At 48.6% G+C, this 21,621-nt stretch carries 14 protein-coding genes; 12 read left to right on the top strand and 2 right to left on the bottom strand.

Annotated features, from left to right (window positions below; genetic code table 11):
* Positions 1 to 36: 36 nt before the first annotated feature.
* Genes QQL36_RS23810 through QQL36_RS23770 form a run of 9 tightly spaced genes read left to right on the top strand, consistent with a single transcriptional unit; the run spans position 37 to position 16,820 of the window.
* The gene (locus tag QQL36_RS23810; protein ID WP_321567007.1) at positions 37 to 531 is read left to right on the top strand and encodes a hypothetical protein; all 495 of its coding nucleotides are present in this window, start codon (positions 37 to 39) and stop codon (positions 529 to 531) included.
* A 33-nt stretch (positions 532 to 564) separates the two neighbouring features.
* Complete coding sequence (locus tag QQL36_RS23805; RefSeq protein ID WP_321567006.1) at positions 565 to 3,804, top strand: DUF6603 domain-containing protein; 3,240 nt, start codon at positions 565 to 567, stop codon at positions 3,802 to 3,804.
* Positions 3,805 to 3,830: 26 nt separating this feature from the next.
* Positions 3,831 to 5,300 (top strand): hypothetical protein, encoded by a 1,470-nt coding sequence (locus QQL36_RS23800; protein WP_321567005.1) that lies wholly within the window; start codon positions 3,831 to 3,833, stop codon positions 5,298 to 5,300.
* Between the two features lie 7 nt (positions 5,301 to 5,307).
* Positions 5,308 to 6,246 (top strand): hypothetical protein, encoded by a 939-nt coding sequence (locus QQL36_RS23795; protein WP_321567004.1) that lies wholly within the window; start codon positions 5,308 to 5,310, stop codon positions 6,244 to 6,246.
* Between the two features lie 14 nt (positions 6,247 to 6,260).
* A complete protein-coding gene (locus QQL36_RS23790; protein ID WP_321567003.1) occupies positions 6,261 to 10,607 on the top strand; it encodes a hypothetical protein in 4,347 nt (1,448 codons plus the stop codon).
* Positions 10,608 to 10,638: 31 nt separating this feature from the next.
* On the top strand, positions 10,639 to 12,471 hold the full coding sequence (locus QQL36_RS23785) for an FISUMP domain-containing protein (protein ID WP_321567002.1): 1,833 nt from the start codon (positions 10,639 to 10,641) through the stop codon (positions 12,469 to 12,471).
* Positions 12,455 to 14,335, top strand: a complete 1,881-nt coding sequence (locus QQL36_RS23780) for a glycosyltransferase (protein ID WP_321567001.1) — start codon at positions 12,455 to 12,457, stop codon at positions 14,333 to 14,335. The genes QQL36_RS23785 and QQL36_RS23780 overlap by 17 nt, the downstream gene beginning before the upstream one ends.
* Complete coding sequence (locus tag QQL36_RS23775; protein WP_321567000.1) at positions 14,332 to 15,651, top strand: hypothetical protein; 1,320 nt, start codon at positions 14,332 to 14,334, stop codon at positions 15,649 to 15,651. The genes QQL36_RS23780 and QQL36_RS23775 overlap by 4 nt, the downstream gene beginning before the upstream one ends.
* Positions 15,648 to 16,820 carry a hypothetical protein gene (locus QQL36_RS23770; protein WP_321566999.1) on the top strand — a complete coding sequence of 391 codons (1,173 nt, stop codon included), beginning with the start codon at positions 15,648 to 15,650 and terminating at the stop codon, positions 16,818 to 16,820. Before QQL36_RS23775 ends, QQL36_RS23770 begins: the two co-directional genes overlap by 4 nt.
* Positions 16,821 to 17,459: 639 nt before the next feature.
* Here QQL36_RS23770 and QQL36_RS23765 read toward each other — a convergent pair.
* Entirely contained in the window at positions 17,460 to 18,461 is a 1,002-nt protein-coding gene (locus QQL36_RS23765; protein WP_143709039.1) for a hypothetical protein, read from the bottom strand.
* 156 nt (positions 18,462 to 18,617) lie between these two features.
* Between QQL36_RS23765 and QQL36_RS35760 the strand changes: the two genes are divergently transcribed.
* Both QQL36_RS35760 and QQL36_RS23760 read left to right on the top strand, forming a co-directional pair.
* On the top strand, positions 18,618 to 18,893 hold the full coding sequence (locus tag QQL36_RS35760; RefSeq protein ID WP_415751081.1) for a transposase: 276 nt from the start codon (positions 18,618 to 18,620) through the stop codon (positions 18,891 to 18,893).
* A gap of 193 nt (positions 18,894 to 19,086) precedes the next feature.
* Positions 19,087 to 19,401: a hypothetical protein gene (locus tag QQL36_RS23760; protein WP_083727583.1), complete on the top strand. Its 315-nt coding sequence runs from the start codon at positions 19,087 to 19,089 to the stop codon at positions 19,399 to 19,401.
* Positions 19,402 to 19,417: 16 nt separating this feature from the next.
* Here the strand turns inward: QQL36_RS23760 and QQL36_RS23755 are convergent, their stop codons facing one another.
* The gene (locus QQL36_RS23755; RefSeq protein ID WP_321566998.1) at positions 19,418 to 19,882 is read right to left on the bottom strand and encodes an AAA family ATPase; all 465 of its coding nucleotides are present in this window, start codon (positions 19,880 to 19,882) and stop codon (positions 19,418 to 19,420) included.
* A 304-nt stretch (positions 19,883 to 20,186) separates the two neighbouring features.
* Here QQL36_RS23755 and QQL36_RS23750 point away from each other — a divergent pair, with 304 nt between their 5' ends.
* Positions 20,187 to 21,524, top strand: a complete 1,338-nt coding sequence (locus QQL36_RS23750; protein WP_321566997.1) for a sigma-54 dependent transcriptional regulator — start codon at positions 20,187 to 20,189, stop codon at positions 21,522 to 21,524.
* The last annotated feature ends 97 nt before the right edge of the window (positions 21,525 to 21,621 follow it).

Here is a 21,621-nt window from a genome sequence, read left to right as displayed (position 1 = left end):
GCCTGGTGTTTGACCGTGAACCTTAAACTTTAAATCATGAGCAGTACTGCCGTTAATTTCAAAGCGAAGTTGCTGATCGGTGAGCAAACGGTACCCCTGGCTTCGGAACTCGCTTTTGGTGATGACCAGTCGCAGGATGGCGTAACCAATGGCTTTCTTTTTAAACTCGACCGGCAGCCGGGCGATCCGCCGGTGACCGTTTACCTGGGCGATGTGATCAATTTCATCGAATCGAAACTCGGCGCTTCCGATCTTTCCCAAAGCCCTGGCATGTCGCTCATTACACAGGCATTCCCATCGCTTACACCAGATACCTTTAACGCGCAGAATCAAACGATGGTGAACGTATATGAATTCTCTATCAACTCATCCTCCAAAGAATTTCTTTTTTCCTTTAATCTCGATATAGAAGGCAGCGATCCTTCGAAGGGGCTCATTGCCCTTCCGGGCGATCTGAACAACTGGCTGAAGATCCAAAGCCTTTCCGTTGCTTTCTCTGCCACATCGGGCAGCGCATCGCAACAAACATGACCAAACTCTTTAAGCATTTCTCAACCCGCCATTATGCCCACTAACGTAGATCTGACAACAGGCATCAACCTTGAAATAGGTTCCGTTCCAGTATCGCTGGCTGCAGAACTGACCACCACCGATACCGCCACTACATATACTTTCAACGGCTGCGTACAAAATGCCGTGATCGACATTGGTACCTTCATCAGTTTTGTTGGTCAGCAATTCGGTGTGAATGTGCTATTGCCGCCTGAGCTGAATCTCGAAGCAATCATAAACTATGTAGCCGGACAGGTGATCTATACATCGCCCAAAACCGGTAATGCTACTACCGAGCTGGGCGTGTCTGCTAGTTTTGAACTGGAGTATTCCAATGGCAGTAACACCGATAAGGTAACATTGAGTTTCTATGCTGACTCCATCATACAGTCCGGGGCAACCGGCACCAACCCATATGTGGTGGGCGCCGCCATCGATACCGACCTGGCTTTTAAAAACCTTCCATTGGTGGGCGATATACCGGTGTTCAATGAATATACCCTGAAGCACATCGGCTTTTCTTACACAAATGCCGATCCGAAAACAACGGGCAAACCAGTTAACTTTCATATTCCCAAAGTAAATACAACGGCCAACCCGCTTTACACGCGCACCATTGGCGATGGCAAAGAAAAGAACAACTATTCGATCGATACGAAAGGCGATCAAACGGCTTTCACGCTCACCCAGGGTGGTTTTTCGCTTACAGCGGGGCTTATGCGCGAAGGATCGGCTACGGCGGAAAATAATTTTGCCCTTCCCTTGGCGTTGCCTGCTGCAACACCTGGTAATACGCCGGCTTCCTATTATAACAACCCGGCCAATAAAGTACAAACCAGTCCGCCTGCAAGTCCGGTGCACTGGATCAATGTAAACAAAACCTTTGGCCCGGTAAGCCTGCAGAAGGTTGGGTTGAACTATGCATCGGGCGAAGCTACTTTCGGCATTTCCGCCGGTATGAGCATGGGCGGTTTTACGCTGGATGTGCAGGGACTTTGCATAACGTTCCCGTTCCCATTGCCTGGCATGCCTGCAGGCAATGAAGTGACCTTCGACATACAGGGACTGGGTATGGATTTTACCGAACCGGGCCTGGAGATCGGTGGCGCCTTTCTGAAAACGGTCGACCCCAAAACCGATATCACCAACTATTTTGGTGAAGTCATTGTACAGATAGCCGAATTTGGTTTTAAAGCTGTGGGAGGTTATGCCCCGGCGCAAAATAGCAACCCGGCAGCTTTCTTCATTTACGCCAATCTTGAAGTGCCGCTTGGTGGTCCGCCCTTCTTCTATGTATCGGGGCTGGCTTTTGGCTTCGGGGTGAATTATGCGCTGATACTGCCTACCATCGACACTCTGCCAACCTACCTGTTGCTGCCAAATATGGCGCCGCCGCAGGGCAACGCGGAGGATGCGCTCAGCAGCGTCATCGGCCAGTTGCAGAACGGCAGTGTGATCAAATACGAAGCCGGTGAGTACTGGGTAGGTTTCGGCGTACAGTTTACCTCTTTCGATATGATCTCGGCCTTTGCCATGGTCACTTTCTCGTTCGGGGTAGATATGCAGGTAGCCCTGCTGGGTAGTTGCGCTATTGTACTGCCCGAAGGCTCGCCCGATGCACTGGCAAGTATACAGGTGAACCTGGTGGCGGCCATTACGCCTTCCACCGGTCTTATCAATGTAACAGGCGTTATTACACCGGCATCTTATATATTCGGACCATTTGTAAAACTCAGCGGCGGCTTTGCTTTTTACCTGTGGTTTGCCGGTGAGCACCAGGGCGATTTTGTTGTGAGCCTGGGTGGTTATCATCCTGCATTTAACAAACCTGAATGGTATCCTGATGTGCCGCGCATTCGCGTTACATTCAACCTCGGTCCCTTCCAGGCTTCTGGTTCCAGCTACCTGGCCCTTACGCCTTCGATGTTCATGGCTGGCATGTCGGTGGCGGCCACCTACGATGCCACCGTGGTGAAAGTATGGTTCAACATGGGCGCCGATTTTCTCATCAGTTGGTCGCCCTTCCAGTACGAGGCCGATGCGTATGTGAACATAGGCTGTGATCTCAATGTTGGACTGTTCACTATCAAGATACATGTAGGCGCCGATCTGCAATTGTGGGGACCACCCTTTGGTGGCCATGCCGATGTTGACCTCGATGTGATCACGATCACCATCCAGTTTGGATCAACGGCAGCCGCTCCTGTACCGGTTACCTGGCAGAACCTGGAACAGAACTTTTTACCGCCGCCTGTAAAAACCCAGCAACCTGCTCCACAACCGCAACAGCGATTGATGAGCGCTGTTAGCATGAGTGCTGCCGCTACCGATACCACTATTACGACCAATGTATCGGCTTCGGTATCGACCGGTTTGCTGGGCAAGGATGCCACCAGCCAGGACGGCGAAACCTGGAACTGGCTGCTCGATCCCGACAATTTCAATATCGTTACCACTACCACCATCCCTGCCAACATGGCCAACTGGGCAACGGGCGCCACTACCAACGCCGCTATTCCCAATGACCCCACGCAATACAACGGCGCCGATATCGATACCAGCAGTCATCCTTATTACGACCTCCCGGCAGGCACGGAAACCTATTCCAAAACACAGGTATGGAACCCGAATGTGAATGTAAAGCCAATGAAGCTTTCCAATGTACAATCGGTACATACCATTACGCTTTGCAAACGGGAAAGCACTGATAAAAAAGGCCAGTTCAGCGATTACCGCAACAATGTATCGGTTGACCCCGTGCTTGGCAGTAGCAATACGGCGCTTTGGGGCGATCCCGCTCTCTCTTCGAACGATGCCAATACCCCCGCCCTACTTACCCAAACCCTGCTGGGCTTCAACATAACGCCGGTGCCGCGTAATCCCGATACAGTGAACAATGTGCCGCTCATCGATCTGCTGTTCACCAGTGGCGAGCAAACCAATTTCAGCTATATGTCGCCGCAACCCGATACCAGCTACACCTTGCAGGTTAAGGAAAACGATAAAGCTGAAACCCTCGACATCACCGTCAGTGGCACCACTTCGCAAGAACTCGATAATAGCAGTTATGTGTTGAGTGCGTTCATCAATACCTGGGTGAACGGTCAGCGAAATGCCATACTGGACGACCTGAATGATAATGGTTGGAATACGTACGCATCTTCGCTGGTGACGCTCACCAATATGGGCAGCACCGAAATGCTTACCGATTGGCCAATGATAGCCATTCTTGAAACCAACAATGCCGCATAAAATATTTTCATCAAAATATTTGTATCATGCCCGATAATAACAGCGAACAGTACCTGCTGAATGAACAGGTATCCTTCGTACAACATGCTTTACCCGGATTGGATGCCGGGGAGTACCAGTTGCAGTTAAACCAGCAGGTATTTCAAAGCGATGGTAAAACGCCCGTGAGCGGCGAAGCCTACAGCAATACCTATACATTTGCCGTTACCAGCGATCGCTTCAGTCTTGCCAATCCCGGTAGCGTGATCAACAGCGTTTTCCCGAACGACAATGCTTCGGGCGAATTTTCGAACGTGCTGCCGCATGTGGTATTCAATAAAACAACGTTTCCCTGGACGCGTTATCCCACGCTTAAGGAACCTTACGATCCGCCACAACCAGGTAAGGATGTAGACGGCGATGTGCCCACCTGGCTTTGGGTGCTGCTGCTCGACGATGATGATACGGCGGCCTACCCGGCGCTGACCAACAGTATTACGCCCTGCACCACCTGCGATCTTTTTCCAAAAACCGCTTACGCCAACAGTAAAATACCTGACAATACCTATTCTTACTTTTACGCAGCTACCGATCTGGCCGACCTTGAGCCCGGTCAGAATACGGCAGATAATATCAATGTGATCGACGTGCCGATGGGTTTGTTCTGGCAACTGGCGCCTTCGATCGATGACCTGGAACTGATGGCGCATGTGCGCATTGTGAGTTTGGTGAACCAGCCTACAAATGGCAATTCGAACGGCGAGCCTACCGGCAGCTTTTCGATCGTATTTGGCAACCGTCTGCCCAATACCCAGCGTAAAACCAGGGCTTACCTGGTGTCGCTGGAGGGACTGGAAGTTTTTCTGCCGCAGGATGATGGTTCCATTCCATCGGCAACCAACTATAAACAAACTGATACCATTCGGCTGGCGGTGCTGGCAAACTGGACCTTTTTCAGCACCGGCGAAAGCGCCACATTCGTACACCAGCTCGAAAGCCTTAATGATTGTACTCCGGGCAGTGGCGTACCGGCCAGCAATACAAACATTCGCATACCATATGCCGGTAGCAATGCGGTGGTAGCCGGCGCTTTCAATATGGGTTTTGTACCGCTTAACCAAACCATGCGCACCGCCGAAAAAAACGTGTCGTGGTACCGCGGACCGCTGCTTCCCTATTCTAATGCCGGCGCCAATCCCCTACAGGTGCCCATTCCTTCGCCCGATGCGGCGAACGTATTCGACCCCACTACCGGCATGCTCGATACTTCCTATGCGGCTGCATGGACCATCGGACGCATGGTAGCCCTTCAGGATACTTCTTTTTCCACCGGACTATACAACTGGAAAAAAGGCCTGGCCCAACAGGTGAACAACAATGTAGAGAATACGCTGATGATGCAGTATTTCAATGTGCAGCCATCACCACAACCTGCCTTATCGCAACGCAGTGGTAAGCGTGTATCGTTGCTGCCGGGCAGTATTTTCAAACAAACAGTGCTGAAGCTAAAGCAATAAACCCATTATGAAAAAGACATTGACAAGAGCGCTTCTTCGAAAAAGCCTGGCTGCTACTTATGCCAGTGTGGCAAGTATCCAGGCTTCTCTCACCGATCCCGTTCTGCCGGATGACCTGGCTTCCTGGTTGAGCCGCCTGGCATTGCTGAATGGGGTGCCATTCAACTACCTGGTGCCTGATGAACGGATGCTGCCGCAGGAATCGATCCGCTTTTTTTACCTCGACCAGAACTGGGTAACAACTTTGTGCGACGGCGCCTTCAGCATCGGACGCAACCTCACTGCCGATACCAGCAATGCCATGCTGAACCTCGATGCGGCGGTATTGCCGCAGTCGCTGCAAAAGACCAACGAATTCACAACAAAAGTGCGTTCGAAGAAACTGGGTACCGATCCGCCTCCTACGCCTACCATCATCACCGGGTTTTTATTGCGTTCTTCACTGGTGCTCGATTATCCCAGCCTGGGCGTGAATGCGTACCCCAAAGGCGGTACGCCCGATGATCAGGATCCCGACATGCTCGATATACTGCGGCTGGAACAACTGGGACCAAAATCCGACACCATGATCTGTCTTATTTCGGGCAATGCCTGGCGCATCGACATACACGAAGCGCCGCAGGCACTGCATTATGGTATAGACTGTTTCAATGATAATTGCCAGGTGAAAACGGTACCCGTGCTGGCAGTAAAGAACCTGCATACATTCACCATTACCACTACCACTAATCCCAATGGCACCAAAGTGCAAAGCGTTACCATGAGCGATACCTCCACGCCCACCGACATCAGCAACACATTCAGGTCGCCGGCTACCCGTGTACTGAATATGAAGGCGCTTGCGGGTACTATTTCAAATGCCAACAACGGGGCAACGATAGATGCCGCCATTATGGGCTTCGAAATGACCGAAGGCGTAGGCATGGTAAGTTTCATCAACCAATAAAAGCACCCGATCGTATGAATGCAATCGTTCCGCTGAATATCGCCGCACTGCGCGTTAATCAGAATGATTATGATAAAGTAGCAGGTAATTTCCAGGGCAAGACCGCCCTGTTCGAAAAAATGCCCTGGGCCGACCCCGGTGACAGCTATACGAATATGGCAAGTACCGGAGATAAAATTTTTCAACCCCTCGGTTTAACCAGCAGCGGCGGTCCGCTAGTGAGCCCCAACAACTCGCTGGGCGCGGGTATTCATCTGCATTGGGAATTGCCCGATTATTTCAAAAAAGGACAGCAACTGCCCGGTAGTTCGAATATCTTATTCCCGCATGCCCCAAACCGTTGGCTGGTGACCCGCTATCTCAGCATCTATGACCAGTCGACCAACAGCTATGCCGCGCCAACGGCAAAAAGCTGGATCGTGGAGAGCGACTATATTACATCTGATAAACCTTCCGACGGGCGTCCCCATATTACCGTGCCCTTGCCCGTAAACCCCGCTTATCAGCAACAACCCTATATGTACATGGGCCGCGTGGTTGACCACAGCAGTTGGAACCCTTCCACCGAGCCAGCTTCCAGCTACCTGCCTTCGCAACAAGACACCGATGGCAATCCCTGTTATCTCACTTCAATTGGTTTTGTGGGACCTTATTTCAGTTCTTATTATCCCGAATGTTGCAGTGTGTTTGGTTTTTGGGATAATTTCAGCGATCTGCCCGATGTGCAATCGGCCATCAAAAGCAATAACCCCATCCAGTTCCGCGCTACCTACCAGGTGATCGGATGGCTGAACGATGTAAGCACCGACCCGCTCAACGATATCAGGGACCAGGTAACGGAGCAGTATAATGATTATGTGCAACGCTGCCTGGCAAACAATACAGTGCCTGAAATGACGCCGCTGGATTTCTTCAGCCAGATAACCACACAAAACCTGAAGTGGACATTTAACAATGGCGATCTTTCATACAGTGTAAATGACGAATACCAGATCACACAACTAAACCTGCCCACGCAAACACTTTGCGCCGGCACTATGCAGGAAGTAGTATGGAACATGACCAGCAATACAGGCAGTACCTATTTTCTTTCTTCGGGGCAAAGCAATATGTCGGTATGGAATGCCAATACCGAAATTGCCATCGGCAATTCAACCGAAGAAGCGCTTTCGGCACTTCTGAAGATCGATATGGGGCAGGATACCGACGACCCAAATGTACTTACGAATTACGAATACCTCCTCGATGCCCTGCAACTGGGTTTGCTGAACGATATTGAAAAAACGCCCAACAAACTCATTACACTCGAAGAAGCATTGCACAACAATGGGTTTGAAAATATTTCGGGTGGCTTCAACTGGCTGATCACAAATACAAAGCAGGGCACCAACGATGGCAGCACCGAAGACACAGAAATAACCCTGCCGCTTACCCTGGCCGAACAGTTGTACCTGCTGAACAGCGTGCAAAAGCAGTACGATATGGGACGCGGCGCGCTGAGCATGCGCCGTAAACAACTGTTCATGGATTGGATAAGGTACGTGAAAATGTTCCAGGGCGAAACCAGCGACAGCTATATACAGCAGGGCACAATGAATAATTTCATCTACACGTCCACCGCCGGTGAACTGAACGATGTGATCAGCTATGGCAACAGTGTAGGATTGCTGCAATATACCATCGATGAAGAAACCGGGCAGGTAAGTGGCATCCTAGCACCTGGTTCGGGCGTAAGCACCAGCAGCCTGGCATATGCCGTATATAACAATTACCAAACAGTGCTGAATGCACTTACCGACATCAACAAGCAGAATACAAATGCCATATGGACCCTGCAATGCGATATGGCCGATTATTTCCAGATGCCGGCAGAACCCGTGATCTTGATGGAAGGGGATATGATGGAACCGCCGCAGCGGAATGGCGATGGCGATACCACCTTTGTGCGGTTAAGCACCGAATTGCTTACTGAACTGCTCATCAACTACAATTCGAACAACTTCACTGTCAATGCAACGGCTGTTCCCGGCGTACCGGCTGTGAACACCAATATGCCTGCCGCCATACAAAGCGATGCGCAAACCCTTACCGGCGAAGCTTTTCTCACTACTCCCATGCTGGCTGGTCAGGTAGCATCGGCGCTTGCTTCGGCAGGCGGTAATGGCAACCCGGCAGTAGCATCGCTGGCAAATTGTACGCTTTCGCTGATGTATGCACAGGGAGGACTCAGTCCGCTCGACATTGCCCCCAATCCCGGTGGCGTTCCTACACCACCCGCCAACAGTTTATTTGCATTGATCAATAGTAGCACCTACCAACCCGGCACTGCGCTGGTCATTAATGTAACAGGCCCGCAGGCGCTGAGCGTAACCTGGACCAATGCCAACAACGACGGTTATTCATGTGGCAGCGTGGGCTGGAATACGCAAAACGCATTGCCTGAATTTTCCACCAACCGTGTAGATCCTTTCATGCCGATCTTTATGATCTGGAATGTGAACCTGTCGCCTTTGCAATGGGTGCAGGACCACGGTAACCAGTTGTACGCCGCTACCAACATCACCGATTATTTCAACCTCGATGCCGATGGGGTTGACTATGTATACAAGATGAATGGTACGGCACCGCTGCCTTTTACATCGCCCACTCCGGTAAGTTATGACGACGATGCTACGATGCGCTCGGGCGCTACCGGCGTACTCTCTTTCCAGATCACCAATTATATTAATAACAATCCAACCGACCTGGAAGACAATACGCTGAAGCAGATAGCCGCGTTGTACGATAACCGTAAGATCCTTTCGCAGTCCATGAGCGGTTTCAATAGCAACCTGGTACTTACTTCCTATGTGGCGCAGGTAGCAGTAGAAAACCTGGTTGCCGGGCGAATGGATAGTATTACGCCAAGGATAAATACAGCCGCCGGCGCTACGGCCAACGACAACTGGTACGATGATGCCTTCACCAACCTGGAACCCATCCCTACCGGTTTGCTGGCACAGGGAAATTTCGGTCCACTGCGCGCCGGGTTTATGGACATCCTCAGCATCGAGATCGTTGATGCATTCGGACAGCGGATGGACCTGCAAACAGCAACCCGCAGTCCACAGGGCGGTCTTAGTTGCATTACATCCTATGCCATGACGCCCAACGAAAACGATAAGCAGAACCAGGGCCGCATTTACCTTTCGCCCCGTATTGTAACACCCACAAGGACCTGGTTCAAATGGTTGTCGGCAACGCATAATAACGAAGTGACGGGTGTAAGTGATGATTTCGTGGAAACGAACAGCCACCCTGCTACCGCGCCTATTTGCGGATGGGTAATGCCCAACCACCTCGATAACGATCTTTTCTTTTACGATATAGATGGTTCCGCCATTGGCACATTTGGTGTTGAACATGGTCAGAACGTATACCGTACCCGTGCCGGTAATATTGCCAATGCCGGCACCAGCGAACAGCAGCTCGCTGTAGACATTGGCCAGCGTGGCACGCCTACCGTTAACCCGCATGTGGCTAATTTCATGTGGTTCCTGTTCAACCAGAGCGGCGCTTTTCTTGAAGACATGATGACGGCGATACAGGATTCGGAAACCTTTGTAAGCCCCTCCAATTATGCGCAGGACAATTCACTGGCAGTGCTCATCGGACGCCCGCTGGCAATTACGCGCGCCATTCTGGGACTTGAAACAATGGGCAACCTGCTGCCGCTGAACCAGGCGGATAACAATGCCCAGAGCCCCTTTCCGCAGGATGTGAACAACCAGCGCTACAGCTACCCCACCCGTATGCCCCATAGCAGCGCGAACCTGGGCAATGTACTTTTTCCTGTCCGCCTGGGTGACCTGGCGAACCTCGACGACGGGCTGGTAGCCTACGTGCTTGAAACAACTAATAGCAACCCGTACACTCAACAGCCTTTATACATGCCCGCTGCTAAAGCCTTCTGGAAAAATGGCGTAACGCTACCTACCGATACCACCATACAGGTTACGTTGAACCAGCAACCCATTGCCATTACCATGCTGGTTGACCCGCGTGCTGCGGTGCATGCTACCACTGGTGTACTGGCCGTAAGCGAATTGGTGATACCACCCGATCAGTATTCTGATATCATGAACAACCTGGCGGTGAACTTCACTACGCGCCCCATGCTGCAAATGGCGCAGGGCATGACCGTTCCCCTGCCGGCAGAAAGCGGGTATTCCTGGTCGTGGATAACACCCGGCGCCGCCAATACCACAGCGCTTAAGGCCAACGTGATGAATGAAACCCCAGTGTACGGCTATTCGCCGCAGGTGCTGCAGGAAGGATGGTTGGTGCTGAGCCCCATACCACCGGAAAATAATCAACAGTAATGCTTTCATATAACATTAACTTATTAACAGCATGAGCACTTATGCCGTTTCTTCCGATCCTGTTTACTTTTCCATGGCCAATCCCGATGCCGGCAACCAGCCCCAGCTCTATGTAGAAGTTACCGCTACGCTGAATATTACCATTGTGAACAATACCGGCGCCGATATTACCCTGCAAGGCGGGAACGCCGATACGGCTTCGGGCATCGAGCTGTTCATGCCCAATTTTTTTACCGCCGATCAGAAAGCCGGAATGACCATCAACAATATATCGCAACCGGGCTGGAGCTTCAGCTATGATGCTCCGTACAAAGGGCTGCTGCTCGCGTATGGAAATACATCGGGCATCTGGGCAAAAGATACCAGCCTTACCTTTACCATCATCAATGTAACAGCCACTGCATCGCCGACCATTGGTGCAGTGAACGTGAATCTCAACAATCTCAATGGTCAGAATGTGCCTGCCGGTTTGCAATCGCAAAACCTGGCACTCAACAGCAGTGCGCCTCCACAGGCGGTAGACCTTACTACGGTGTTGAACCTTGGCCTCGACAACCAGGGCACCGTTTATGTTTCTGCAGCAAGCGACCCGCTGAGCAATACCATTTTCCTGAATATCAAAAACACGGCGAATACGCCTTTATACAACGATACCAAACCCTGGACGGGCAATCCCACTGTTACTGTTTCTTTCGTGTATGGTAATACCGCGGGTGCCCTGGCGCCTGCCGATAATTCGGGGCAGGCCTGGGATATTGGCGTAACCCTGGTTACCAACCAGTCATGGGTTTTCAAAAACCCCACCAATACCGGGGATGGCAATACACCTGTATGGACCCTTTATCCCCAAAGCAGCAATGCAGGCATTATCGGTACCGGCAACGAGGCCAACCTTACTTTTGCCTTCAACAATATCAATTCGTTTACGCCAGCCGGTCATACGCAAATGATGGTAACGTTCAATAACTTTATGATGAACAGTACCACGGCATACAAACCGGTCACTTTCATACTCGATATTTCGAAACAGAACCCGCCTTCTACCCGTGGACTCTTCAACTTTTTTGGCACCAATGGCTCTATCATAGCCCTAACGGAACCTTCACAAACCATACAGATCCCCTTGCGCTGGGCGATGTTCTACGTAGATAATATCAAGCTCATTTGTAATATTCCCGGGGCACCCATGCTACAAAAAAATTATTTCCTGCCCGACCAGTCGCCAAACATACAGCCGCTTGCCTATGATACCTATACATTGACGCTGCCCATACAGGTATCGCAGGAAACGCCCGTGTTCATTACCCTGCAGGCTTTCGATAACAACAATAATTATCTCAACGCCCTGCAGTTTACCGTATTCATATCGGCCAGCTTTTTTGTTGATCCGAACGGACAGGTGTATCCAACAGTTTTCCTCAACAATCAAACCTGGCTGGCGGCCAATTACAATTATAATTCAGGCAATGGTTGTGTGGCCTATGACAACAACAGCAGCAACCGTAAGCAATATGGCATGCTGTATACCGAAGCGCAGGCACAGACCAATACACCGGCCGGCTGGCGTATACCCAGCCAGGACGACTGGAATAATCTTTTCACTTCGCTTGGCGCCAATGCATTTGCCGCATTGATCAACGGCGGCAGCAGCGGCTTTAATGCACAGGCGGGCGGCATGGGCGATAATCTCGGCAATTTCAACAGCCTCCTGGCTACAGGTTACTATTGGACCTCCACCGCCAACAACCAGCAGCCGGGAAGTAATTTCGACACCGCTTTCTTCCTGACGCAAAAATCGGTGAACGCCAAAAATTCTATAGACAGAACCTATTTTCTTTCCGTTCGATATGTCAAGAATACCTGATCCCTCCATCTGCCTTTGTATGATGGTAAAGAACGAAGCGCATATCATCCGGCGCGCATTGGAATCGGCACTGCCGTATATAGACTATTGGGTGATTTGCGATACCGGTTCAAACGATGATACGCCTGCCGTCATTGCCAATGTGATGCAGGACAAACCCGGTCAACTATATCATACCACCTGGAAAAACTTCGGGCGCAACCGCAGTGAAGTACTTGAACGGGCGCGTAGCCATGCCGATTACCTGCTGATCATGGATGCCGATATGACGCTGAATGTGAAAGCGCCTTTCAGGCAAAAACTGCAGCACGATTTTTACGAGATCCGTTACGAAGGCAGTCTCGATTACTCGCAACCCATGCTCATCAGCAGCCGTCACCAATGGCGTTACATCGGTGTTACCCACGAATACCTTCATGCAGAAACTGCCACGGAATGGGCTTTTTTGCCCGAAATAAGCCTTACCCATTATGGCGATGGCGGTTGCCGTTCGGATAAATTCGGGCGCGATGTGCAATTGCTTACCGAAGCGCTGCAAACAGAGCCGCACAATGAACGGTATATGTTTTACCTGGCGCAGTCGTACAGCGACCTGAAGTTGTACGAACAGGCATTGTACTGGTATGAAAAAAGAATTGAAAAAGAAGGCTGGGATGAAGAACGCTGGTATGCCCGTTTGCAGCGTGCCGACATGCTGCGTTTGCTGGGACGCGCATGGACGGACGTACAGGCTGCCTACATGGCGGCCTTCGATGCAAGACCCTGGCGCCTTGAAACATTACATGCCATGGCCCGTTATTATCGCGAAAATCACCAGTACTTGCAGGGATACTGTATGGCATCTCTGGCTTTACAGGACCCGCCTTACCCGGCAAATGATAAACTATTCATCGATAAACCGGTATATGATTACCAGTTGCTGTTCGAGTTCATGGTCTGCGCCATTGCCTGTGGCCGGGTATCGGAAGCCATTACAGCCGCCAACCGTTTGCTATGGCAGAATAGTTTACCGCCAGGCATATACGAATACACCATACACGCGCGCAAAATGGCTTTTGAACTGATCCACGGCAAAGGCCGTGACATGGATGAAACGCGCAACCGGCTGGTGGTGATCGTACCATTTCACAATCCGGGCCGTTTCCTGGGTGAATGTGTAAGCAGTATGCTGATGCAGGATTACCCGAATGCACAGGTGATATTTATAGATGATGCTTCTACCGACGCCAGTGCGCATTTTGAACCACCGCAAGCGCTCGATGCAGTGCTGTTGCGCAATCAACAAAAAATGGGATCTGCATACAATATATACCAGGCCATCACAACCTGGTGCCGCCCGGATGATATTGTGGTTTGCCTCGATGGCGATGACCAGTTGGCCTGCCACAATGCGCTTTCCATCATCAATGAACAATATGTTCGTTACGATTGCTGGACCATGTACGGTCAATATATGGATGCCGACGGATGCCTGGGCGTTTCAGCACCCTATGCCTCACCAAAAGATTTTGCCACCCTGCGACAGGGCTGGCGTGTATCGCATATCCGGACTTTCCGTGCCGGACTTTTTATGGCTATTGCCGACCAGGACCCGGAATACAATTGTCTTAAAAACAGCGAAGGCGAATGGTTACAATCGGCAACAGACACCGCCATCATGTTCCCTCTTATGGAGATGGCCGGCTTTTACCGCGTTATTTTCAACGAAACTATTTTATACCGGTACAATAACAGGAACCCCGCGAGTCATCATTTCGTGAACCGGCCTGCACAACTGCGCAATTTTGAATGGGTATGCAGCATGCGCCCGTTTGCGCGTGTGGCCGGGTATTATCCTTCAACTATTTTAACCGATGTATTATGATCGCTAACGTTAAAACCCAATCGACTACTGCACTTTCTGAAAGATCGATGCAGGAATTCCTGCACAAGGCATCGCTCATCGGGCACGACCATGAACCATTACTCAGCGGTGAAGAGATCACCACATATTTCCATTTGCATGATTTTAACATTGCACGCCAGGTGCTGAGCAATGCCACGGATGAACAGCACCGCCTGCGCCTGCCTACATTTTATAGTGCCGCACATGAACTGCGCACCAAGCTGGGACAGGGTAAGCACGACCGGGGCGAAGCCGTATTATTTGCCGGTGCGCCCATATCAGAAAAAGATGCCAAAGGGATCAACCGGCATTTCCCGTTGTGTTTGAAAGGCATTTCGGTGCTGCACAAAGTAGTTCCCAAAGGAGAAACCTGGGACCTGACCATGCCGCAGGAAATATGGAACCTGGGCGAAATGGAAGAATTGTACACCATTGTAAATATCGGCACCCTTGTGCTGGAAGAAGGCGCCAAAGTAGTAATACGCGGCAATGTGTTCTCCTTGCTTTGCCAGCGGTTCATTACACTGGGCAATGCCGGTGCTGATATAGATTACCAGGTGGGCATAATGCCTACACCTTTTTCGGTTGATTTCGGGCACGGTCCGCAAAACGGCATCCATGGCGAAAATGGCTCGGGCGGTTTGCATGGCCGTAATGGTATACAGGGTATTGCTGAAGCAAGTATTCTTGGACGTTGGATACCCAACCAGCCATTGAACGAATTGCACGGCGCCGATGCAACCGATGCCGAAAACGGCACCGACGGCGGTAAAGGGCGTAATGGCGGTATGTGCAAGCTGGCTGAGATCACCATTCGTGAGCTCGAAGGACGGCTGCATCTTTTTTCACAGGCCGGTGCCGGTGGTGCAGGTGGTGACGGCAGTGATGGAGGCCATGGCGGTAATGGTGGCAACGGCGCACCCGGGTTGGATGGTTTCAATATGAAAGTGCCTGCCGGTAACGGTGGCCGTGGCGGTAATGCCGGTCATGGTGGTATTTCTTCCAATATTTATCTCAATGTTCCGGAAGAAGCGGTTGGTCATGTACGTATGACGGCTTTCTGCTCGTTGGGTGGTATTGGCGGTAAAGGCGGCAAAGGCGGATTGGGCGGCAAAGGCGGAACCGTTGTGCCGATGACCGATGCCACGCTCAACGGTGTGCCCGGTACCAACGGACATCATGGAATACCAGGTAAGAACGGGCTCCATGGCCGGGGGCGACATGCAGCAGTATGCTATCTCAACGATCATAAGTATCATTCATCATTTTCTTTACCTAAACACTACACATTATGAAATTGAGTTTTAAAGAAAGGGCTGAGCGATTGGGGCATTCCCTCGAATTGCTTGAAAAGGGAATACCCGTTACCACCTTCATTACGGTCAAGGACGTTGACCAGTTGAAAGAGATCACGAATTTATTCATCGACCGGGAAAACAATCCCAACATCGGCGCCCAGCTTTTCGGCAATGTTCCATTAACGGATGTACAGAACGACCGTACGGCGGCAGGTACCCTTCGCCGTGTGAATGAATTTATTTATGGCGATGCTGAATTGCATCCTGCCGACCGGGAACGGATCAAGGGCGCCTTCCCGATGCAGATACAGGCTACTTCTGAATCCAATTACACGCCTACTGGGCCTGAGACGTTCAATAGCCCGGTAATACCCTTGACATTCAACTATGGCACCGTAACGCTGAACCAGGGTGTTTATATCAATTTCTACAACACGGTGGTCAATGGTTTTACCATGGATACCTTGGTGCGCAATGGGGACAACGGCAATTCCGAAATCGGCGACTTCAATATTTTCGGCACCAACGGCAGTAAAGGCAGCAAAGGCACCTGTACAGTATCGGGTTCAGAACCCGGCGACAAAGGCGGTAATGGCGGAAATGGTACAGCAGGCGCTACAGGCGGTGCCGGCAACCCCGGTGGTCCCGGATTGGCAAGCTGCCAGGCGATATTTACCATCAACAATGCAATCACCACCAGTACGGGCAAGCCAGTAGTTTTCTTCACCCGTTCTGGTACAGGTGGATCGGGTGGTAACGGAGGCACGGGCGGCAATGGCGGTAACGGTGGCAAAGGCGGTAATGGCGCCAATTGCGAATGTACCGGCACCAAAGGTGGTAATGGTGGTAACGGCGGCTCCGGTGGTTCAGGTGGCCGTGGAGGTGATGCAGGGAATGGGGTGAACTGTGCAGGGGATATCACAGTTATGATACCCAGCGCTATGGCAAGCATGGTAACCAAAGGCAGCGCCACTGCGCCTCCGGGTAATTTCGGACAGGGCGGCGCTCCCGGTGGTGGTGGCGCGAAAGGTACTGGCGGTGATGGCGGTAAAGGTCATGGCGACGGTACCAATGGTACCAAGGGCGCTACGGGTTCACAGGGCAATCCAGGTTCAGCCAGCCAGGTAAGCGGTACGCCGGCTACGATCACGATCAATGTTTCGTAGTATTGAAAGATTGTAATTCAAATATTAAAAAGGCGTCTCAGAAGTAATAGGCGCCTTTTTCCTGTTTTATGAGATGTATAGGGTGTAATAGAATTTAGAGAAGATTTCTTAGTTGAAGAGTTTTGGGAAGATATTTTTAAAAAGTCCGAAGTGATTATTATCTTTTTTAAGCAGCTTTCTTCCTTATGATAATAATTCAATCGAAATCTACTTCAATATACACGGCCAATCAGGGGAAACAGATAAACTTTAGTGGTATGGTTCTTAGCCATAGTGTCCAAGAAGATAAATCATGAAATTCAATTCCAGCCCTTCAATAAACAAAAATGCACGAATGATTATCCTAAATGAGTATTAAGGCTTTTTCTAAAACATAAGCTCATTATTAGTATGATAGGTAATTAGCTAAAAACGAATCGATCAATTAGTTTGGATTTATCAGAAACAAACTATGAGACCGAAGTACACATTATTGACCGATTCGCAATGGAGAAGTATAGAAAAATTATTAACAGACAAAAGAAAGCGCAAATTTATGTATAGAACTCATTTCACAAATAGGCATTGGTGGTTGATAATCAATACTTAAATGGTAATTATGAAATGAGTTCTAATATTAATCAGTTTGGTGGGAAGTAATTATTTTCCGGTTTTCAATTCATCAATCTCATGTTGTTGTTTTTGCAGGCGTTTTTCCAGATCGATGATATAGAGTGTCAGCTCTTCTATTTTCTGCATTTGCAATTTCTGCATTTCACCTACGTCAAGCCCTTCAGCAGCAATTTGCTTTTCAGAAGGAATATCAGGTAGTTTATTATTAGCTTTGATATGTGCTTCTACATCTTTTAATGCAGGAAGTTTATAGTCTGGTGAAAATACATAGTCAGCCCATGATTGCGTTACTTTTAATTTGGTAGCGCCTATTGTTCCATTTACAGCCAGTTTATAATTCGCCGGCACGGAGGTAAAACCAATCGCCAGGCCGCCGCTATTTAAATAAGAATCGCCATTGGGGCTTACATAAGCAGTCGTCACATGCGAAGTGCTGTTGTACAACCTTAAAACACCGCTGGATTCTATAATCGCCCTGGGATAGGTATTATTTCTATCTCCAAAGAAAAGTCCGCCATCAGCGAATAAGGCGATATTGTTGACATCAGAATACAATGCGCCATAGGTGTTCAGATAAAGGAAGTTGCCGCTGAGCCTGATATTCCCGGTAACGTCAAGTGGTACGGTTGGACTGGAATTATTGACACCTACATTTCCGGCGGATGTCATAAAGATACCTTTGGTAGAGGAGTTATTTGACGCAGCAGTTTGTATCGCAAAAGTGTTGCTGTTGCGGAGGAAACCCATACCTGCGGTAATAGATCCGGCTCTGACAAAGGAAAGGTGAAAGGCATTATCCCCCTGATCAGCCAATCTTGATATCTGTACTTTACCGTAAGCACCGGCATCATACCATTCGCCAAAATGGACTTGTTCTGAAAAGCGGGAAATGCCGCCTACGTTCAAGGGGAAGGCAGAGTTAACGTTACCGCCTACCCCGATGTAGTTGGTGCGGAGGGTGTCGTAGCTTGTTTGGGCGAACATATGTAGATTGGCTCCAAGGCATAGGAAAAGAAATAATTTCTTCATAAATAATTCCGTTTATTAAGGAACAATGTTTAAAAATAAAACTGCGGGAAATTAGCTAAAAACGAATCGATCAATTAGTTTGGATTTATCAAAAATAAACTATGAGACCGAAGTACACATTATTGACCGATTCGCAATGGAAAAGTATAGAAAAAAATATTACCCGACAAAAGAAAACGTAAATATTTTCTTCAAACCATATTTAATGCTATTCTATGGATTTGCAGAACGGGTTGTCAATGGCGCAACCTAAGCAACGAATTCCATTACTGGCAGATAGTTTACTATTACTTTAACAAGTGGAAGAAGAATGGATTCTTTGACGATGTCACGAAGAAGGTTGTACGAAAGGAACGAATGAGGCAGGGCCGAAATTATGCTCCTTCTGCAGCAGCCATTGATAACCAGAGTATAAAAAAAGTCCATTCATAAATATTGAAACTGGCATTGATGTCGGAAAACATATTAATGGCCGGAAAAGACACCTGCCAGTTGAAATGGTATTCGAAGAGCTTATTCCCCTGGCAACATGCACAGCACGGCAAATTGCCATTCACCACCTTCCCTAACCAGAAGCGGCTACACTGCTGCCTGGTTTCGTGTGGAATTACATAATTTTAACACTATGAAAACAACCCTCACATTACCCAATAACTTCATGATATTTTCCAATGAACCAATCATATCCAGATTTAACTATAAAATTAATTACCATATAGCAAAGTTAATAAAAGGCCGGCATGAATATGCCCTGTACCTTGCACCCCATTTCGTAGGGATAGTATGGTTCGACGATACCCTTGGCTATTGGGTAGCTGAAGTATTTCTGCATCATACTGAATACCGCGGCTCCTACCTCGCTGAAACACTGGTAGAATTAGCAGATGAGATAGACGCTGCTTACAGAGATGATGAGCCAAGAACATATTATAATCATTGAGCAAGCTGTCGCCACCCTATCCCGCCTGGTATATATTACTTCGTCTCATCTTGAATTTATGCCAGTTTAAGTCATTTAAATTCCCTAAGAATGGAATAGCTCCATACCTTCCACTTAAATATCCTTTTCTTATATCAATGGTATTGTGCTCTTTAAAGTCACTAAGTGAGTATAAGCTGGTGGCCCCAATAATGTTCTTTTCAGCAAACCAAATTTCATCAGGCCTAAAAATTTCCTGATCTAAAAGATTTGATTCATGGGTAGTAAAAATCAGTTGTCCTTGCGTTAATTCATCTCCAGAAAATTTACTTATCAATTTTTTAACTACGAGAGGGTGGATGCTCCTTTCAATTTCATCGATTATAAAGGTTGAAGATGAATTCACAATACTATTTAATACTGGTAAGTATTCCAATAATCTTTTAGTACCATCCGATTCTTCGCTGAAGTTGAATTCAAACTTTTCTTCCTTCTCCCCCATGTGCTCAAATACCAATCTTTTCTATTTGGTGACCATGTCCAAAATCACAAACAATAAAAACTGCTATTCCATTCGCTGCAAATAAAATTCGAACCTAATCCGGTCAGGATAATAACAGTTTGCTGTAAATGTTCGCATGCCTTCTCAAATAACGCGCCTGCCAGGACCAGTACGCGCGCAAAATGCTTTTCATACTAATAAATGAATATGCGTTGAACTGGCTTGTGCTTCTAATAGTCTATAATTACATTGACAAATCTATTACTAACCAATAAACCTTAATTTTGCCCCACAAATAAACTATATGGCAGGAACGATACTCATAATCGACGATGAAGAGAAGTTACGCAGCCTGATGAAACGCCTCATCACACTGGAAGGTTACAACGTCCTGGAAACCGGTAATATCAAATCAGCGCAAAAGTTATTAGATAAAGAAGAAATTGATGTCGTGCTCTGCGATGTAAGACTACCCGACGGCAGTGGCGTAGATTACGTAAAGACCATTAAAGAAAAATATCCCTCTGTTGAAGTCATCCTCCTCACTGCCTATGGCAACATCCCCGACGGCGTGCAGGCTATTAAAAACGGGGCTTTCGACTACCTCACCAAAGGAGATGACAATAACCGTATCATCCCATTGCTGAACCGTGCCCATGAGAAAGTGCTGCTGCAAAAACGTATCGAAAAACTGGAAAAACAGGTAGGACAGAAATATAGCTTTGAAAGCATTCTTGGCAATTCCCGTTCCATCTCTGATGCCATCGATCAGGCCAGCAAAGTAGCCCCTGCCGACACCACCGTATTATTATTAGGTGAAACCGGTACCGGAAAAGAAGTCTTTGCCCAGGCTATTCATAATAATAGCAGGCGCGCCGGCAAACCCTTTGTAGCCCTGAACTGTAGCGCTTTCAGCAGGGAATTATTGGAAAGTGAACTGTTCGGTTATAAAGCCGGGGCTTTTACCAATGCCACCCGCGATAAAAAAGGATTGATTGAAGAAGCGAATAACGGCACCATCTTCCTGGACGAACTGGGTGAAATGCCGCTGGACTTACAGGCCAAACTGCTCCGCGTATTAGAAACCGGGGAGTTTATAAAAGTAGGCGATACCAAACCTACCAAAGTAAATGTACGCATCATTGCAGCGACGAACAGGGATCTGAAGACAGAAGCTGAAAAAGGTCTTTTCAGGGAAGATCTATATTATAGACTGAATGTATTCGCGATTACACTACCTCCTTTAAGAGAAAGGAAAAAAGACATTCCCGCACTGGCGGAATACTTCATCCAGCTCGCTGCCAATCGCAATAACCGAAAGCCATTTACTATGGCGCCGGCATTTGTAGAGAAACTGCAATTGCATGAATGGAAAGGGAATATACGTGAGTTGAAAAATGTATTGGAACGGGCGGTGATACTCGCTGATGGTGATGAATTGAAAGTAGAGCATTTACCTTTTGACCTGCAGATAGCAGATAAGTCCTCAAATATACTGTCTGCTTTTGATCTCGCAAGTGTAGAAAAGTTACATATAATAAAGGTGTTGCATCATACTAAAAACAATAAAACAGAAGCAGCAAAGCTATTAAACATAGGGCTTGCTACGCTGTATAGAAAGATTGAAGAGTATAAACTCTAGCCGGCCGCAGGCCCCTCCAAATTGATAAAACCCTCTCATTTTGAGAGGGTTTTATTATTTCACTTATTTTACATTCATATTGTAAATCAACCACTTA

The sequence above is a fragment of the Chitinophaga sp. LS1 genome (assembly GCF_034274695.1).
Taxonomy (GTDB): Bacteria; Bacteroidota; Bacteroidia; order Chitinophagales; family Chitinophagaceae; genus Chitinophaga.
This window is presented reverse-complemented; position numbering and strand designations above follow the sequence as displayed.

Bases quoted from the DNA above. Each gene is read 5' to 3' on its own strand.
- QQL36_RS23790 (WP_321567003.1), top strand. From the start codon at position 6,261: ATGAATGCAATCGTTCCGCTGAATATCGCCGCACTGCGCGTTAATCAG.
- QQL36_RS23800 (WP_321567005.1), top strand. From the start codon at position 3,831: ATGCCCGATAATAACAGCGAACAGTACCTGCTGAATGAACAGGTATCC.
- QQL36_RS23785 (WP_321567002.1), top strand. From the start codon at position 10,639: ATGAGCACTTATGCCGTTTCTTCCGATCCTGTTTACTTTTCCATGGCC.
- QQL36_RS23770 (WP_321566999.1), top strand. From the start codon at position 15,648: ATGAAATTGAGTTTTAAAGAAAGGGCTGAGCGATTGGGGCATTCCCTC.
- QQL36_RS23810 (WP_321567007.1), top strand. From the start codon at position 37: ATGAGCAGTACTGCCGTTAATTTCAAAGCGAAGTTGCTGATCGGTGAG.
- QQL36_RS23755 (WP_321566998.1), bottom strand. From the start codon at position 19,882: ATGGGGGAGAAGGAAGAAAAGTTTGAATTCAACTTCAGCGAAGAATCG.
- QQL36_RS23760 (WP_083727583.1), top strand. From the start codon at position 19,087: ATGAAAACAACCCTCACATTACCCAATAACTTCATGATATTTTCCAAT.
- QQL36_RS23750 (WP_321566997.1), top strand. From the start codon at position 20,187: ATGGCAGGAACGATACTCATAATCGACGATGAAGAGAAGTTACGCAGC.
- QQL36_RS23775 (WP_321567000.1), top strand. From the start codon at position 14,332: ATGATCGCTAACGTTAAAACCCAATCGACTACTGCACTTTCTGAAAGA.
- QQL36_RS23765 (WP_143709039.1), bottom strand. From the start codon at position 18,461: ATGAAGAAATTATTTCTTTTCCTATGCCTTGGAGCCAATCTACATATG.
- QQL36_RS23780 (WP_321567001.1), top strand. From the start codon at position 12,455: ATGTCAAGAATACCTGATCCCTCCATCTGCCTTTGTATGATGGTAAAG.
- QQL36_RS23795 (WP_321567004.1), top strand. From the start codon at position 5,308: ATGAAAAAGACATTGACAAGAGCGCTTCTTCGAAAAAGCCTGGCTGCT.
- QQL36_RS23805 (WP_321567006.1), top strand. From the start codon at position 565: ATGCCCACTAACGTAGATCTGACAACAGGCATCAACCTTGAAATAGGT.